The sequence below is a fragment of the bacterium genome, from assembly GCA_017744355.1.
Taxonomy (GTDB): Bacteria; Cyanobacteriota; Sericytochromatia; order S15B-MN24; family UBA4093; genus JAGIBK01.
Map to the genome: position 1 here is coordinate 215757 of JAGIBK010000002.1, position 16261 is coordinate 232017.

The 16261-nt window shown below is 67.4% G+C and carries 12 protein-coding genes; 2 read left to right on the forward strand and 10 right to left on the reverse strand.

Annotation, left to right across the window (positions count from 1 at the left end; translation table 11 throughout):
* The first annotated feature begins 21 nt into the window (after positions 1 to 21).
* Positions 22 to 2271, forward strand: a complete 2250-nt coding sequence (locus tag J7643_06570; GenBank protein ID MBO9540238.1) for an NADP-dependent malic enzyme — start codon at positions 22 to 24, stop codon at positions 2269 to 2271.
* Between the two features lie 56 nt (positions 2272 to 2327).
* Entirely contained in the window at positions 2328 to 3479 is a 1152-nt protein-coding gene (locus J7643_06575) for an FAD-binding oxidoreductase (protein MBO9540239.1), read from the forward strand.
* A 293-nt stretch (positions 3480 to 3772) separates the two neighbouring features.
* Here J7643_06575 and rocD read toward each other — a convergent pair whose 3' ends face one another.
* The 10 genes from rocD to J7643_06625 all read right to left on the reverse strand — a co-directional run bounded on the left by rocD (position 3773) and on the right by J7643_06625 (position 16241).
* Positions 3773 to 4987 carry an ornithine--oxo-acid transaminase gene (gene rocD / locus J7643_06580; protein ID MBO9540240.1) on the reverse strand — a complete coding sequence of 405 codons (1215 nt, stop codon included), beginning with the start codon at positions 4985 to 4987 and terminating at the stop codon, positions 3773 to 3775.
* 82 nt (positions 4988 to 5069) lie between these two features.
* Complete coding sequence (locus tag J7643_06585; protein MBO9540241.1) at positions 5070 to 5336, reverse strand: hypothetical protein; 267 nt, start codon at positions 5334 to 5336, stop codon at positions 5070 to 5072.
* Between the two features lie 15 nt (positions 5337 to 5351).
* On the reverse strand, positions 5352 to 7043 hold the full coding sequence (locus J7643_06590) for a PAS domain S-box protein (GenBank protein ID MBO9540242.1): 1692 nt from the start codon (positions 7041 to 7043) through the stop codon (positions 5352 to 5354).
* 138 nt (positions 7044 to 7181) lie between these two features.
* Positions 7182 to 8948, reverse strand: a complete 1767-nt coding sequence (locus J7643_06595; GenBank protein MBO9540243.1) for an aldehyde dehydrogenase family protein — start codon at positions 8946 to 8948, stop codon at positions 7182 to 7184.
* A gap of 103 nt (positions 8949 to 9051) precedes the next feature.
* Positions 9052 to 9918: a glycosyltransferase family 2 protein gene (locus tag J7643_06600; GenBank protein MBO9540244.1), complete on the reverse strand. Its 867-nt coding sequence runs from the start codon at positions 9916 to 9918 to the stop codon at positions 9052 to 9054.
* Positions 9915 to 11156, reverse strand: a complete 1242-nt coding sequence (locus J7643_06605; GenBank protein MBO9540245.1) for a glycosyltransferase — start codon at positions 11154 to 11156, stop codon at positions 9915 to 9917. The genes J7643_06600 and J7643_06605 overlap by 4 nt, the downstream gene beginning before the upstream one ends.
* The gene (locus J7643_06610) at positions 11150 to 12313 is read right to left on the reverse strand and encodes a glycosyltransferase (protein ID MBO9540246.1); all 1164 of its coding nucleotides are present in this window, start codon (positions 12311 to 12313) and stop codon (positions 11150 to 11152) included. The genes J7643_06605 and J7643_06610 overlap by 7 nt, the downstream gene beginning before the upstream one ends.
* Complete coding sequence (locus J7643_06615) at positions 12310 to 13773, reverse strand: O-antigen ligase family protein (protein MBO9540247.1); 1464 nt, start codon at positions 13771 to 13773, stop codon at positions 12310 to 12312. Before J7643_06615 ends, J7643_06610 begins: the two co-directional genes overlap by 4 nt.
* Positions 13770 to 15524 carry a hypothetical protein gene (locus tag J7643_06620; GenBank protein ID MBO9540248.1) on the reverse strand — a complete coding sequence of 585 codons (1755 nt, stop codon included), beginning with the start codon at positions 15522 to 15524 and terminating at the stop codon, positions 13770 to 13772. Before J7643_06620 ends, J7643_06615 begins: the two co-directional genes overlap by 4 nt.
* Positions 15525 to 15551: 27 nt before the next feature.
* Positions 15552 to 16241, reverse strand: coding sequence for a TolC family protein (locus J7643_06625; GenBank protein MBO9540249.1), 690 nt, complete (start codon positions 16239 to 16241; stop codon positions 15552 to 15554).
* Positions 16242 to 16261: the final 20 nt, after the last annotated feature.

Sequence of the window (16261 nt, forward strand, 5' to 3'; positions counted from 1 at the left end):
ATCTAGAAAGAGAGCCCTTACTTGAAACGCGACGCCCTGGAGTATCACTCGCGCGGTCGCAAGGGCAAGATCGAGGTCGTCCCGACCAAGCCTTGCCTGACCCAGCGCGATCTGTCCCTCGCCTATTCCCCCGGTGTGGCCGAGCCCTGCCGCGCCATCGCCCAGGATCCCGAGGCGGCCTACGAGTACACGGTTCGCGGCAACCTGGTCGGCGTCATCACCAACGGCACGGCGGTGCTGGGCCTGGGAGACATCGGGCCGCTCGCGAGCAAACCCGTGATGGAGGGGAAGGGGATCCTCTTCAAGCGCTTCGCGGACCTGGACGTCTTCGACATCGAGGTGGACGAGAAGGACCCCGAGCGCTTCATCCAGACGGTCAAGTCGCTCGGCCCCACCTTCGGGGGGATCAACCTCGAGGACATCAAGAGCCCCGAGTGCTTCATCATCGAAGAGCGCCTCAAGGCCGAGATGGACATCCCGGTCTTCCACGACGACCAGCACGGCACGGCGATCATCGCCTCGGCGGCGCTCCTCAATGCCCTCGAGATCACCAAGCGTAAGATCGAGGAGGCCAAGGTGGTCTTCTGCGGCGCCGGTGCGGCCGCCATCTCCTGCGCGCGCCTCTTCCTCAAGCTGGGGGTGCGACGCGAGAACCTCGTGATGGCCGACAAGGACGGGGTGGTCTACCAGGGCCGGACGGTGGGGATGAATCCCTACATGGCCGAGCTTGCGGCCGATACGCCGCACCGCACCCTGGCCGAGGCCATGGTGGGGGCGGACGTGTTCGTGGGGCTCTCGACCCGCGGCGTCGTGACTCCCGAGATGGTCAAGACCCTCGCCCCGCACGCCATCCTCTTCGCGCTCGCGAACCCCGAGCCCGAGATCACTTACGAGGAGGCCAAGGCGGTCCGGCCGGACATCCTGATGGGCACCGGTCGCTCCGACTATCCCAACCAGATCAACAACGTCCTGGGCTTCCCCTACATCTTCCGCGGGGCCATGGACGTGCGGGCGCGCTCGATCAACGACGAGATGAAGCTCGCCGCCGCCTATGCCCTGGCCGATCTGGCCAAGCAGGACGTGCCGGACCAGGTGCTCGCGGCCTACTCGTCGAAGCACCTGGAGTTCGGGCCGAACTATATCATCCCCAAGCCCTTCGACCCGCGCGCGCTGCTCTGGGTCGCGCCAGCGGTCGCCAAGGCGGCGATGGAGAGCGGCGTGGCGCGTATGCCCATCGAGGACTTCGACGCCTACCGCGAGAGCCTGGAGAAGCGCTTCGGCCAGCGCCGCGCGCTCATGCGCTTCATCACCAACCGCGCGAAGCGCGACCCCAAGCGCATCGTCTTCCCGGAAGGGGACCAGGAGAAGATCCTGCGCGCCGCCCAGATCCTGCTCGACGACGGCATCGCGCAGCCGGTGCTGCTCGGCGATCCCCTCAAGATCCGGATCATGGCCGAACGCCTGAATCTGCCCCTGCGCGGCGCCGAGCTGGTCGATCTGCACCACGAGCCCTCGCGCCACCGCTACGCGCAGATGCTCTTCGAGCAACGGGGACGCAAAGGCGTGACCTTCCACGACGCCTCGCGCCTCATGCACCAGTCCAACTACTTCGGCACCATGATGCTTAAGTGCGGCGAGGTGGATGGCCTGGTCTCGGGCCTGAGCTACGACTACTCGGAGACCATCCGCCCGGCGTTGCAGATCATCGGGCCGCGCAGCGATCGCACCGTCGTCGCCGGCATCTACGTGCTGGTCTTCAAGGATCGTTTGCTGTTCCTGTCCGACGCGACGGTCAACTACGATCCCACCGCTGAGCAACTCTGCGAGATCGCGGTGGGCAGCGCCGCGACGGCGGGCTTCTTCGGGGTCGAGCCGCGCATCGCCTTCCTGTCGTTCTCGAACTTCGGCAGCTCCAAGCACCCCTCGGCCCTCAAGATGCAGCGTGCCACCGAGCTGACCAAGGACATGCTCCCCACCGTGGTGGTGGACGGCGAGATGCAGGCGGACACCGCCGTGCATCCCCCTTCGGCGGATCCCTTCAGCTTCTCGGCCATCCAGGGGGATGCCAACGTGCTGATCTTCCCCGACCTTCAAAGCTGCAACATCGCCTACAAGCTGTTGCACCGGGTGGGCGGCGCGGAGGCCGCCGTCGGTCCCATCCTGATGGGGATGGCGAAGCCCGTGAACGTCTTGCAGCACGGGGCTGACGTGGATGAGATCGTCAACGTCACGGCCATCACCGTGAGCGAGGCGCAGCGCTTCCCGCTCTAAGCGGCGGGCTGTTACAATCGAGACGCAACGCGGCACGTGAAGGAGCGAAGAGAAGGATGGAACGCGCGCAAGCCGTCATCATCGGCGGTGGGATCATCGGAGCGTCGATTGCCTACCACTTGGCCCGTAAGGGCATGAAGGACGTGGTCTTGCTGGAGAAGGAGCTCTTCTTCGGCAAGGAGTCCACGGCCAAGTGCGCGGGCGGTATCCGGGCCCAGTTCTCCACCGAGGTCAACATCAAGCTCTCGCTTGAGTCCATCAAGCACTTCGAGCGCTTCGCCGAGGAGATGGGCGCCGACGTCGAGTTCCGACAGGTCGGTTACGTCTTCATGTCCACGACCCCCGAGGCCTGGGACCGCTCCCAGAAGGCAGCCGCCTTCCAGCGCTCGCACGGGGTGCCCGTCGAGCTGCTTTCTCCCGATCGCATCAAGGACCTCTGCCCCGAGCTCGAGGTCTCGGACGTGCTGGGGGGCAACTTCTGCGCGCTCGACGGCCTTGCCGATCCCCACGGCTTCCACCAGGCCTACCTCAAGGCGGCTCGCTCGCTGGGCGTCACCATCCACGTGGAGCGGCCGGTCACCGGCTTCGAGACGGCGGGCGATCGCGTCGTCGCGGTCAAGACGAGCAAGGGCGATATCGCCTGCGACACGGTGATCATGGCCTCGGGCGCCTGGACCGGCGAGCTCGGGCGATCGCTCGGCATCGACATCCCTATCGTGCCGGTGCGCCGACAGATCGTGACCACCGCGCCGCTGTCCTGGATCGATTCGCGCTGGCCCATGATGGTGGACAACGGCACCGGGCTCTACATGCACCCCGAGTCGGGCGGCTTGCTCTTGGGCATGGCCAACAAGGCCGAGCCCGCGGCCTTCAACACCAACGTGGACGAGGCCTTCACCATGGAGATCGTGGAAGCGGCCTTCACGCGCTTGCCCCGTCTCGAAGAGGCCTCGATCAACGCGGCCTGGGCCGGCCTCTACGAGGTTACCCCGGACCATCACCCGATCCTCGGCCACTTGCCCAGCTTCCGTAACGCCATCGTGGCGGCGGGCTTCAGCGGCCACGGCTTCATGCATGCGCCGGCCTGCGGCGAGGTCATCGCGGAGCTTGCGCTCGGCGAATCCTTGAGCATCGACATCTCGCCGCTCGGCATCGAGCGCTTTGCCGCCGCCGAGGGGCAGGGCCAAGAAGAGGTCATGGTCATCTAGTTGATGGGTTGACTTCGGTCACTAAAACGCAGACAGCCCGCCGAAGATTCGCCGGGCTGTCTGCGTTTTGTTGTTGATGATGCCGTGTGATTGTGGGTGTTGTGCTAATCCTGCTAAGGCTGTGACGTGTTATGGTTTTTATGATGTCTTGTGCTCAAAGCGGTTTTGTTGAAATGAGGATTTAGGGTGATTGTTGTCATGTTGTTCGTCGGATAACTTATGTTCTGTGTTGAGATAAAAACGTCATGGGCGCCCCGGAGAAGCTCCGAAGCGCCCATGTTAGCGGGAGTTCGTTAGGCCGAGAGGACCTTATTGAGGCGCTCGAAGGCCCAGTCGATCTCTTCCTGGCTCACGATGAGCGGAGGCGCCAGGCGGATGACCGTGTCGTGGGTCTCCTTGCACAGGAGGCCTTCGGCCATCAGCTGCTCGCAGAAGACGCGGGCAGGCTTGTTGAGCTCGATGCCGATCAAAAGGCCGCGGCCGCGGACTTCCTTGATGTGCGGGCTCTTGATCGCGCGCAGCTTGTCCATGAGGTAGTTGCCGAGCTTGGCCGAGTTCTCGACGAGCCCTTCGTCGGTCAGCACCGAGAGGGCGGCGCGGGCCACCGCGCAGGCCAGCGGGTTGCCGCCGAAGGTGCTGCCGTGCTGGCCGGGCTGGAACACGCCCATGACCTCGTCGCTCGCGAGCATGGCCGAGACCGGGTAGAAGCCGCCCGAGAGGGCCTTGCCGAGCACCAGCACGTCGGGGCGGATGCCCTCGTGCTCGAAGGCGAACAGCTTGCCCGTGCGGCCGAGGCCCGTCTGGATCTCGTCGGCCATGAACAGGACGTTGTGCTGCTTGAGAAGCGCCGCGACGCCGGTCATGTAGCCCGCGGGCGGAACGTAGATCCCGGCCTCGGCCTGGATCGGCTCGACGAGGAAGGCGCAGGTGTTGGGGGTGATGGCCGCTTCGAGGGCCGCGAGGTCACCGAAGGGGACGACCTTGAAGCCGGGGGTGAAGGGGCCGAAGCCGTCCTTGTAGCTCTCCTCGGTCGAGAAGCCGACGATGGTGGTGGTGCGGCCGTGGAAGTTGTTGGCGCAGACCACGATCTCGGCCTGGTTTTCGGGGATGCCCTTGACCTTGTAGCCCCACTTGCGGGCGGCCTTGATGGCGGTCTCGATAGCCTCGGCGCCCGTGTTCATGGGCAGCACGCGGTCGAAGCCCGTGAGCTGGACGAGCTGCTCGTAGAGCAGGGGCAGCTGGTCGTTGCGGAAGGCGCGCGAGGTGATGGTGACGCGCTCGGCCTGGCCCTTGAGGGCTTCCAGGATGCGGGGGTGGCAGTGGCCCTGGTTGACCGACGAGTAGGCGCTCAGGAAGTCCATGTAGCGCTGGCCCTCGACGTCGTAGAGCCAGACCCCCTGGCCCGATTCGATGACCAGATCCAGCGGGTGGTAGTTGTGGGCGCCGAAGCGCTCTTCTTTTTCGATGTAGTCGCGCGTATGGAGGGCGCCAGGGACCAACTCGTTCATGCGATTCCTTTCACGGGGGACGTTTCAGGGATGCCTTCCTCCCTACCATAGCGCGATCGCGGCCCCAGCGCCACCCCGCCCCCTATTCCTCGTCATCCGCCTCCTCGAAGACCTGGAGGGTGTCGATGAGGGCCGCCTCCAGCTCCATCATCGCCAGGAAGTCCTCGGCGTCCTCCTCGGTGCCGACGGCGGCGACCAGCTGCTCGAAGGTGACCTCTGAGCCTTCCGGGAAGGGTTGGCCGAAGCGCTCCTTGCGCCGCTCCATCAAGGCGTCCACGATGAGCAGCGCCTCGTGCAGGTCCAGGGTCACCGAGATGGCCGGCTCGTTGTGCGGAATCAGGTAAGCCATGCCCTCTTCTCCCCTCTAGTGCTCGGGTGGCGAGGCGGGCAAGGTGAACCAGAAGCGGCTCCCCTTCCCGGGCGCGCTCGTCACGCCGATTTGCCCCCCGTGCGCTTCGACCAGGTCCTTGCTGATGCTGAGGCCGAGCCCCGAGCCGCCACGCTTGGCACCCGAGGCGAGCTGGCTGAAGCGCTTGAACAGCTTGGGCAGATCCTCCTCGGCGATGCCCTCGCCCGTGTCCACCACCTCGCACCGGATTCCCCCGGCCTCTTGTCGCGCCTCGATCCGGATGAGGCCCCCCGGCGGCGTGAACTTGATGGCGTTGGTCAACAGGTTGATGAGCACCCGCCCGATCCGCTCGGCGTCCATGCGAATCGGCATGGTCTCTGGGGCCAGCGCGAGGGAGAGCTTGAGCTTGCCACGTTCCACCTGGGGGCGGAGGCTGCGGGCGACCTCGCGCACCAAGTCCGCGAAGTCGCTCGTCTCCAGCTTGAGGGCGAATCGCTTCGCCTCGATCCGGGCGAAGTCGAGCAGGTTGTCCACTAGATAGGTCAGGCGCTCGGAACTTTTCAGGATCTCGGTGACGAACTCGCGCTGCTGGGGGCCCAACGGCCCACCCAGCTCGTCTTCGAGGAACTCGGCATAGCCCACGATCGAGGTCAGAGGGATCCGCAGGTCGTGGCTGATGGCGTCGAGGAAGCTGCTCTTGAGCCGGTCCTGCTCTTGTAGCGCGGCGTTCTTGGCCTTGAGCTCCGCTTCGAAGCGCTTGCGCTCGCCGATGTCCCGGTAGATGCCCGAGTAGCCCATCAGCCTGCCGAGGCTGTCTCGAATGGGCGAGAAGGCGATCGCCACGTCGAGGCGCGTGCCGTCCTTGCGTAGGCGCTCGGCCTCAAGGTGGGCGAGGTGTTCGCCCTTCTCGAGCCGCTCCAGGATGGCCTCGCTCGAGTATTGGCCGTCGGGCGGGACGACCAGCGAAATCGCCTGGCCGAGCGCCTCTTCGGCGGTGTACCCAAAGAGGCGTTCGGCGCCTCGGTTCCAGGCGATGAACTTCCCGTTTCGTCCGATCCCTACGATCGCATCCTCGCTGTCCTCGACGATGGCGGCCAGGTTGCGGTACGCCTCCTCGGCGTGCCGACGAAGGATGAAGAGGCCGATCTGGGTGCCGACGCTGGCCATGAGCTTCATGACCTCGGGCTCAGGGGGACGCGCCCGATCGCTGAAGAACTCCATGGTGCCGAGAAATTCGCCGCCGCCGAGGATGGGGAAGCCGAACGCGCCGCGGAAGTGCTGCCCGGCTGAGGCTTGGCGCCTCAAGAAGCGCGGATCGTCGTCCATGTCCTCGAACCAGACGGGGGCCCGCGATTGCCAGATGAGCCCCGGCAGCTCGCGCCCCTCCTCGTATTGCGCCGTCCGGCTAAGCGCGGCGAACGCGCCGTCCTCCAGCGAAGGCTGGTGCCAGCTCACCTGCCATTGCAGGAGATGGGCGCCGGGCTCGACGAGCCACAGGTTTCCCAATTGCCAGTCCAGGTACTCGGCGATGGTTTGGAGGATTCGGGGGGCGACCTCTGCGAGGCTCTTAGCCTCTGCCAGCATGCGGGTGAGGTCGTACTGGAGCGCCAGGTGTTGCTTGCTCAGCGCGGCGCACGCCGCCAGCGAGGCGCTGCGCTGCTGAGGCGCCGCGTCGAGGAAGGTGGTTTTGGCCTGCTTCTTGCCCATCCGCCGCCCGTTTCCTCTCTGCCCGTACCGGGGATCTTCGTGCATGCCGCCCGTCGCGACAAGCCCTGCCAGCGCGCTGTGCCCACAAGAAAGCGGCCCGGGCATCTGCCCGGGCCGCGCGCCTTCAAACGGCGTAATTTAGAAGACGACGTGGCGCCCCTTCTGCCGGCGGCAGAACATGGCGATGGTCGCCGCGGCGTCGCCGACCCCGGTGTTGCCCGAGCCGCCGATGCCCGACGCGCCGAACTCTTCCCACTCGAGGGCCGAGTCGGTGCCGTCGTTCTCCTTGAGCATGCCGGCGATGACCTTGCGGGCCTTCTGGAGCTTGCGATCGTCGCGGCTCCAGATCGAGCAGGCCAGGTCGTGCGAGTTGATGAGCAGCGAGAACTTGAGGAAGGCCTCGAAGCCGTCGAGCTCCATCGCGCACAGGATCGGCATGAAGAACTCGGTGGTCGCGATCTGGAACTCGATCTCGCCCTTGCCGTCCCAGTCGGCCTTGACCATGGAGTCGGGCTTGACCTTGACGATCAACGGCGCGATGACCTCGGCGTTGTCGGCGTAGTCGTTACCGCTGACCTTGCCGCCCTCGCGCAGGATCTCGAGGCCGGCGGCCTTGGCGCCCTCGCGGATGTTGGTGACGGTCTGGGCCTTGTGAACCATGTTGGGGCCGATCACCTTGGTCTTGTCGGTGAAGGCGGGGTTCAGGATCTCCCAGGTGTCCATCTCGGCGTTGACGTAGGCGATCACCTTCTTGAGGGTCTCGGGCGAAGCCGCGATGCCGTGCAGGGTGGTGCACTTGTGCGAGCTGAAGCCGAGTTTGGAGTAGGTGAGGCGGATGGCGATCTTCTGGAGCTCCTCATCCGAGTAGCCGTCGTCGATCCAGCTCCAGTTGCAGCCGCCGCCCTCGAACTTGAGGGTACGGATGCCGCGGCCGGCCTGGATGTTCTTGGCGGTCTGCTCGGAGCCCGTCAGCGACGCGACGGCGATGCGCGGATCGGTCGCGAGGCTCGAGATGCCCGAGCCGAAGCCTTCGAGCTTCTGGACGGCGCGGGGATCGGCGCCGGCGGCGAGCAGCATGCGGATCATGACCGTGCTCGACACCGCCCCGTAGGGGTGGCCCTTGAAGATCAGGGGGGCGTTGGCCATGTAGGCGCCGATCAGCTGGATGACCGGGATGCCGTAGATGAAGTTCATGGGGGTGATGAGGGCCACCACGCCCGCGGGCAGGTACGGGTTCTTCCAGTACGAGTGGCCGTCCACCATCTGGGGGATGACCTCGCCCATCATGGCCTTGTCGGCGTTGCCGCCGATGTGGTCCGCGGCGCGCTTGGCTTCCCAGTAGTCCTTGTCGCCTTCGAGGCGGGTCTTGGGGATCTCGTGGCGGATCTCGCGCATGACCTCTTCGTAGTAGTACTCGAGCAGGCGCGAGAAGTTGTTGACGACGAACTTGCGGTAGGTGACGACCTCATCCGACCACTTGAGCGAGCTCCAGAAGTCGTAGGCGTAGGAGACGGCGAGCTCCACGTCCTCGGGCTGCGAGTCGGGCACCTCGGCGAAGGGGACCCGCTTGTCCCACAGGGTGGGAAGGGTCACCATCTTGCCATTCTTGGGCAGGCGCCACTCGCCCGCGATGAAGTTGCGGGTGGGGATGGGCTTGGCGTCCGGAGTGCTGGGCAGCTCGCTGTAGGGGAAGAGGTACGAACGCAGCGCTTCGAGCTCGGCGTCGCGCAGGCCGCACGAGAAGAGCGACCAGTCGGCGCGGCGCTTCTCGTACATGGCGGCGATGGGATCGACGCCGATCTGGCCGTTCTGGTTGAAAGCCTGGATCGAGGCTGCGAGGGCCTCCAGGTTGAACGTCACGCCGGGGTTGGCGTGCTGGGTGGGTTTGTTCATCGTCTGAGTCAAGGTGACGCTCTCCTCGTCGAGGGGCTCGCTTTGCGAGCCGGTGCGAACAGGTCCGGTTCCTGATTCTACACCGAAAGCCGCCCCCGCGCTCGTCCCCCGACCATCACCCCCACGAAACCTTGCGCCCCCTCAGGGCGTTCACCGCCCGCCAGAAGCCGATGCCCAGCGCGGTCTTGGCGTGGAAGGTCAGGCGAGTGATGCGGCCGTAGTGCTTGTCGATCAAGAGGGCGCGGCTATGGTACTCCTGCCGGCGCATGCGGTCGGGGACCCGCGCGGAGCTGGCGCCGCCCAGGTGGATGATGGCGGCCTCCGAGAGGAAGTAGACCCGGTGCCCGACCTTGGCCATCCGCATCTGCCAGTCGATCTCTTCGCCGTACATGAAGAAGCGCTCGTCCAGGAGCCCCACCGTTTCGACCACGTCCCGGCGCACCAAGAGGCAGGCGCCCGTCACCCAATCGACCTGCCGGGTGCTCTCGTGGTCCCAGTAGCTCAAGAAGCGGGTCCGGGCCGAGCGCTTCTTCCAGAACAGGGCGACCAGCTTGTTTTCGACCAAAGAACCCATGGTGCTGTAGAAGTTGTGGGCCGAGGGCTGCAGGGTGCCGTCGCCGTTCAGCAGCTTGCAGCCGACGGCCCCGGCCTCGGGGTGGTTCTCCATGAACGAGACCATCCGATCGAGGGCATGGTCCAGGACCACCGTGTCCGAGTTGAGCAAGAGCACGTAGCGCCCCCGGGCCTGGGGTAGGGCCTGGTTGTTGGCCGCGGCGAAACCCAGGTTGTGGTCGTTGGCGATGAGGCGGACGTCTGGGAAGTCGGCGGCGACCATCTCGGGGCTGTGATCCGCCGAGCCGTTGTCCACCACCCAGATCTCGGTGGGGGTGAGGGTCTCTCGCTGGATGCTCTCGAGGCAGGCCTTGAGCAGGGCGCGGGTGTTCCAGTTGACCACCACCACCGACAGGATCGGTCGAGTCATCGGGGCGTCCCTCCTGACAGCATGCGGGCGTTCTGGGCAATCAGGCGCGGCACCAGGATCCGGCCCATCGCCAGGGCGCGGGCACTCCAGTCGTTCTCGCGCGCCAGCGCCATCCGGGCCTCGCGGTACTCGCTGGATCGCGCGGCGAGCGCCTGCGCGATCGCCGCGAGGAAGGCGGCCTGGCCTTCGGCGACCCAGCAGGTGCCGGCGAACGGGTCGAGCGGGGCGAAGGGGGTCATGACCACCGGCAGACCCGCGGCCAGGTACTCGTTGAGCTTGAGCGGATAGATGGCCCGGGTCTGAGCCGACGAGACGAAGGGGATGATCCCCACGTCGAAGCCCTTGAGGTAGCCGGGGGCGCTCGACGCGGGGCGCGGACCGAGCAGGTGGATGTTTGGCAGGCGCTTGAGGACTTCGGCGCACGCCGCGTAGGCGGGCTGCACCGGGCCGATCAGCACCCACGACCAGTCGGGCCGCGCCGCAGCGCAGGCGACGATGAGGTCGTAGTCGAAGCGCGCCTCCAGGTTGCCCAAGTAGCCGATCACCGGCGAGGGCAGGCGCGAGAGATCCGGGGGGACGGGCTCACGCGGGTCGCAGGCCCGGGCGTAGTGGGCGTACTCCACCCCGTTCGGCACGTAGTGGCAGTCGGGGTGCGTGGCGCCGCGCGTGGCCTGGAGGGCGGGGCTGCTGGTGAAGACCACCTGGCTCTTGGCCATCAGGCGGGGTTCGAGCCGCTCGCCGTGACGGGCGATGTAGGGCTCGCCCTTGATCTCGTCGAAGCAGTGGTAGACGGTCATGCGCTCGCCGAGCTTGCCTGCGAGCCGCTCGCCGAGGGGCACGTCGAAGGAGACCCAGAGGATCGGGTCGCGCATCCCCAGCTGCCGCATGGCCTTGAGGATGCTGCGTCGTGTGAGCGAGGCGGCTGCCGCGAGGCCCCAGTCGTAGAGGGGGCGCGGCAGGCCGCTCGGGACCATGGGCGGCGGGGTGAGGACCCAGACCTCGCGCTGGGGATCCGGCACCCGGCGCAGGGCGGGGAGCCGTCCCCAGGTGCGCTTGAGGCGATCGCGCCAGGCCGGATCGCGGCGGTAGGTCCAGCCGTCCTTGAGGGTGGCCGGGTGGTCCACCCACAGCACGCGGTTGTGGGAGGCGAACTCGCGCATCAGGTAGTGCCCGCTGGAGGGCAGGGCCGTCTCCCACGGGGTGATCGAGAGGCAGACCAGGTCGTGATCCCTCAGCACGGCGACCTCCCTTTCCGCGCGCGGTGCCGAGCATCCAGCGCGCCGAAGAGGCACCCGAGCGTCGCGGCCCCCGCCTCGTAGCTGTACCGCTCGCGGATGCGGCGTCTTGCCGCCTCGCCCAGGGCCTGGGATCGCTTGGGGTCGTCCAGGAGGCCTGCGATCGCGCGGCTGAGGGCGTCCAGGTCCCGGGGGGGGACCACCACCCCGCAGCCCGCAAGCAGCGAGGGGATGTCCGAGACCGCGGTCGAGACCACCGGGCAGGCCATGGCCATGGCCTCGTACAGCTTCATGGGCATCTGGCCCATGCTCGCGGGCTCCTGGCGCTGCGGCAGGGCCACCACGTCGGCCATGCGCAAGAAGGCGGGCGTCTTCTCGGGGGGCTGGGTGCCGAACAGCAGCACCCGCTCGTCCTCATCGGCCAGGGCCTTGGCGTAGGGGGTGATGGGCCCCACGATGGCCAGGCGCCACGGGTGCCGGTCCCCCATGCGCGAGAGGGCCTCGCGGATCTCGCCGACCCCCTTGTTGGGCTGGGCGATCCCCGCGAACACCGCGACCTTAAAGTCGGTGAGGCCGTGCTCGGCGCGCAGGGCCTCGCGGTCGTAGGCCTCGGGGTCGAAGCGAGCCGTGTCCACGTACTGGGGGGCGAGCACGCCGCCGTAGCGCCGCTGGAAGTGGGTCGAAACGGTGGTGATGGCGTCGGCGGCCCCGACCAGCTTGTCCATGGTCCAGGTCGCCCAGTAGTTGTTTGGCTCGTGCAGCCGCGGCAGGCCGTAGACGGCGTTCTTCAGGGCGTGGCGGGAGTAGGGGGCCACCATGTACGGCTCCCAGTCGTCCACGTCGACCACCACCGGCAGGCCGCGCGCGGCGCGCAGCGCGAGCGCGAGGCCGTAGGAGGTCGGCCGGGGCTTCATGGCGTAGATCAGATCGCCCGTGATCGCTTGGGCGAGCTTGCGAGCGTCCTGCCAGAAGGCCGGCCAGGGCCTGGCGGCGATGCCCCGATACGAGAAGTCGCGCGGGGCCAAGGGGTCGAGTGCGTCTGGCCTGAAGTGGAAGCCCAATACCTCCACGTCGAAGCGGCGCGAGAGCACGCGCGCCAGCAGGCGCACCCGGTAGAGCGGGGCACTGGACTCGTCCGAGGCGATGAGGGTGATCTTCATAAGGGCCTCCTCGGGGGGCTGCGCCGCTGTAGTTCGGCCGACTGGCCGAGCAGCATGGCGAGGCCGATGGCGAGGTAGAACCACTCGCTCAGGGGCTTCTGGACGTAGATGTCGTTGGAGAGGGCCCCCACCGCGTAGCAGACGAAGACCCCGAAGAGCCCGAGCGAGAGGGCCTTGGGGAAGGGGCGCGAAAGGCGGGTGTAGGTCCGGGCCGCCGAGACGGCGGTGGCCACGATGAGCCAGATGAACAGGGTCAGGCCGACCCAGCCCATCTCGAGGCCGTACTTGAAGTAGTTGTTGTCGGTGGGCACCCCGATGGTGGTGCCGGGGATGGGCTCGCCGCCGGTGACGGCGAGGCCCGAGGCGCCGGCGGTCCAGAGGCCGCTGCCGAAGGGTCGCTCGACGATCCTGGGCAGGTAGTCGTTGATGTAGCCCATCCGCACCTGGAAGCTCGCATCCTCGCCCGGCTTGGTCGCGGTCATGACCCGATCCAAGAGGCGGGTCTGGCCGGCGGCGGCGAGCCCGCCGAGGCAGAGGGTCCCGATGAGCATGGCGCCCATGGTCAGCTTCCAGTTCCGGCTCAGGAGCAGCATGGCCCCGAGCCCCGCGGCCACCGCCACGATGGGCCCACGCGAGTAGCTGAGCACCATGGCGTAGAGCATGGGGGCCGCGAGCGCCAGGAGGGCGATGACCCGCCATCCCTTGCTCGATAGCGCCAGGGCGAAGAGCAGCAGCGCGCCCGTGATCTCGATGAAGCCGAAGGTCGCCGCGTCGCCCACGGTGCCGAACACGCGGACGTAGCCGTTGAGGATGTGGGTGCGCCAGCTGCCCGACTCGATGAGCCAGTTGTACTCCTGGTTGAGCAGGCCGTGGTGGTGCTGGAAGATGCCGTACAGCCCCTCGAAGGTGAGCAGCCCCAGCCAGAAGACCATGAAGCGCTTGAGCTTGTGCTCGCTGCGGAAGTAGTAGACCACCAACAGCGCGCCGACCGCTCGCAGGGTGTCGCGCAGCCCGTAGAGGCCGAACTTGATGCTCGGCGCCAGGGGGTTGAGGACCTCGAGCACCTGGTAGGCGCAGAAGACCAAGAGCGGCAGGGTGATGGCGGTACGGAACAGGCGAGGGTTCCCCCCGTTCGCCAGATCGAGCACCAGCCGCAGCCCCATCAGGACGAGCATCCCCTCCAGGGCGAGCCCGATCTGGTTGGCGTCCAGGTTGGGCATCAGGCGCTTGATGAACACCACCACCGTCGAGAAGCCCAACAGCACGTAGACCCCGAGCTCCACGTTGAGGAAGATGGCCGCCATCAAGGGAGCGATGGTGAGCAGCACCATCTTGAGCCGGTCGAAGCCCGAAATCGCCTGGGCCATGACCGCCACGAAGGGCAGGCAGATGAGCAGCACCTTCCACCAGGTCACCTGGCGGGGGGCTTTGCGGGTCGGCAGGGCGGCCTTCACGCTCATGCGCTCCGCTCCTGGTCGAGGCGGGCCTCGACCAGCTCGTGGGCGCTCAGGGCGCTCGCGCGCGCCTCCAGGATGTAGGCGAGCACGAAGCCGAAAATACTGGCCATGAGCGAGCCGAGGGCAAGCTTGAGGAGGGTCTTGGCGTTCTCGGGCTTGATGGGCGGCTCGGCCCAATCGACGATGGTGATGGGCAGGACCGAGGCCCCGTTGGCGGCGAGCCGGGTCTGGCTCGCGCGCTCGCTCAGGCGCTGGTAGTCCGCCTCGCGCAAGGCGACCTCGCGCTGGAGCTCCTTGTAGGTGACGTCGGTGACCGAGGCGGTGCGCGCCTTGGGCTCGAGATCGGCGATCGCCCGGTTGAGGCTCGAGAGCTTGGCTTGCTGCTGGGCGATCTCGACCTTGAGGGCGATCCGGCGCTCGGCGGCACCGGCGCGCGACGGGTCGGCGGCCGCCACCTTGGCGGTGGTGGAGCGAACCGTGCCCGAGGCGCGGGCGATTTGGTTCTTGAGCTCCTTGACCACCGGGCTCTTGTCGCCGTAGAGGCTCCGGGCGTCATCGAGGTTCTGCTTGAGGGTCTTGAGGCGATCGCCCGCCGTCTCCACCTCGGGGGCGTCCTGCACGGTGGCGGCGAACATGGGGTCCTTCTTGAGCTGCTGGATCTCGTGCTCGACCGTCGAGAGTCCGCTCTGGGCGGCCGAGAGGGCGCGCTCCACCTCGCCCTTCTGGGCCCTAAGCTCGGCGAGCTGCACGGCGATGGTGGTCTGGGCCTCGGGGACGTTGGTGGACTTGAAGGCCTTGAGCTTCTCCTCGGCTCCGCGCAGGCGCTTGGCGCTCTCTTGCACCTGCTGGGCGATGAAGGCGTCGGCGTTGCGGGCGTCGCTGCCCTGGCTCTGCTGGTAGAACTGGATGAACTCGCGGGTGTGGGTGTTGGCGAGGTCGGCGGCCTCCTGGGGGGTCTTGGCGGTGGCAGAGATCCGCATCATGTCGGTCTGGCCGACCTTCTCGACGTCGAGGCGCTTGGCGAGCTTCTCGGGGGTGGTGGCCAGGTTGAGCTTGGAGGAGGTGCGCTCGAGCACCGAGCGGCTCTGGAGCATCTCGGTCAGGTTGCCCATCAGGGCCCCCGCCTTGAACCAGTCGATGGCCGTCCCGCTCACCGACTGGCCCGAGGCGATGCCGGTGTTGATGGTGGTGGTCGCCTTGAAGGTCTTGGGCGCGCGCGCCGAGAGCACGCCGACCGCGAGGTCCGTGGCCAGGACGATGGAGAGGATGAGCGGCCAGCGCCGCCTGAGGATGTTGGAGAGTGCAAGCCACAGGCGCCCGTCGTTGGCTCCGGGCGGTGGGCTCGCAAACTCCTCGTAGGGCCGCAAGCCGTAGCCAGACGCGTGCGCCAGCGGCGCGTAGTAGGGCATCAGGCCCGGTTGCATCCCCCGAGCCTCCAGGGTGCGGACCATCTCGTCGAGCCGGTCGCCGAAGGGGGTGAGCTCGGGGGGGAGGGCCACCGGCGGGATCGCCTGGGGCTGGAAGAGGGCCAAGAGCGCCGGCTGGATGGCGTTCTCGGCGGCCTCACCGAACGGGCCCTCGGCCTCTATCCAGCTCAGCGCGGCCTGGTACAGGGCGAGGGCCCCCGCGAGCACCAGGGGGCGCGGCCCGCCCGGATAGCCGGGCAGGACGCGCTCGACCAATAGCCGCAGCAGCGGCAGGTTGTTTTCAAAGCGCGCCAGGGCGGCCTCGATGGGAGGGCGGCGGTCCTTCATGGTTTTCTCCTCACTAGGGCGGGCTTACTACTTGGCGGGTTTCGATGGCTTGTCGAGCCAATCCGTGTCGCCCATCTGCTGGACCAGGATGGCCCAGGCGCGGTTGTAGGCGCCCTCCGAGGCGACCAGGTCCGCCTGGGACTGACTGACGGCAAGCCGCGCCTTCATGACCTCGCTGATGCTGGCGTTGCCCTTCCCGAAGAGGCGCTGGACCACCAGCACGTCCGACTCGGTGCTGCGGATGGCCTCATGCCGAAGGGCCAGGAGCTTCTGCTGGGAGAGCCAGCCGGCGTAGGCCTCGGTGGTGCTCGCCACCACCTGCAGGCTCACCTGCCGGACCCCTTCGCGCGCGGCCTGGACCCGGGCCTCGGAGCCCTTGAGCACCATGGGGGTGCTCAAAAAGTCGCCCAGGTTCATGGTCAGGTAGGCGCCGGCCGCGGGCAGCGGCAGGCCGTTCGCCGGGGGCACGACGGTGTTGAGGCCCACGTTGGCCGAAAGGGTGCGCAGGGGGTAGAGCTTGGCGACCTCGGCCTCGGCCTCGGCGCGGGAGAGCTCGGCCCGGGCCTGGCGAAGCTGGGGATTATTGGCGAGGGCCTTGGTGATGGCCTGGTCGAGGGTCAAGACCGCCGGCGGCTCGGGGAGGCCCTGGGCGTGGGCGGAAAGGGGAGCGAGCGCGAGCATGGCGCCAAGGACGATCGGGGCCAAGGGGGTCTTCATGGTGGTGCTTCCTCCGAACA

Coding starts and splice junctions, on each gene's coding strand:
- J7643_06575 (MBO9540239.1), top strand. CDS start 2,328: ATGGAACGCGCGCAAGCCGTCATCATCGGCGGTGGGATCATCGGAGCG.
- rocD (MBO9540240.1), bottom strand. CDS start 4,987: ATGAACGAGTTGGTCCCTGGCGCCCTCCATACGCGCGACTACATCGAA.
- J7643_06585 (MBO9540241.1), bottom strand. CDS start 5,336: ATGGCTTACCTGATTCCGCACAACGAGCCGGCCATCTCGGTGACCCTG.
- J7643_06590 (MBO9540242.1), bottom strand. CDS start 7,043: ATGGGCAAGAAGCAGGCCAAAACCACCTTCCTCGACGCGGCGCCTCAG.
- J7643_06600 (MBO9540244.1), bottom strand. CDS start 9,918: ATGACTCGACCGATCCTGTCGGTGGTGGTGGTCAACTGGAACACCCGC.
- J7643_06610 (MBO9540246.1), bottom strand. CDS start 12,313: ATGAAGATCACCCTCATCGCCTCGGACGAGTCCAGTGCCCCGCTCTAC.
- J7643_06615 (MBO9540247.1), bottom strand. CDS start 13,773: ATGAGCGTGAAGGCCGCCCTGCCGACCCGCAAAGCCCCCCGCCAGGTG.
- J7643_06620 (MBO9540248.1), bottom strand. CDS start 15,524: ATGAAGGACCGCCGCCCTCCCATCGAGGCCGCCCTGGCGCGCTTTGAA.
- J7643_06625 (MBO9540249.1), bottom strand. CDS start 16,241: ATGAAGACCCCCTTGGCCCCGATCGTCCTTGGCGCCATGCTCGCGCTC.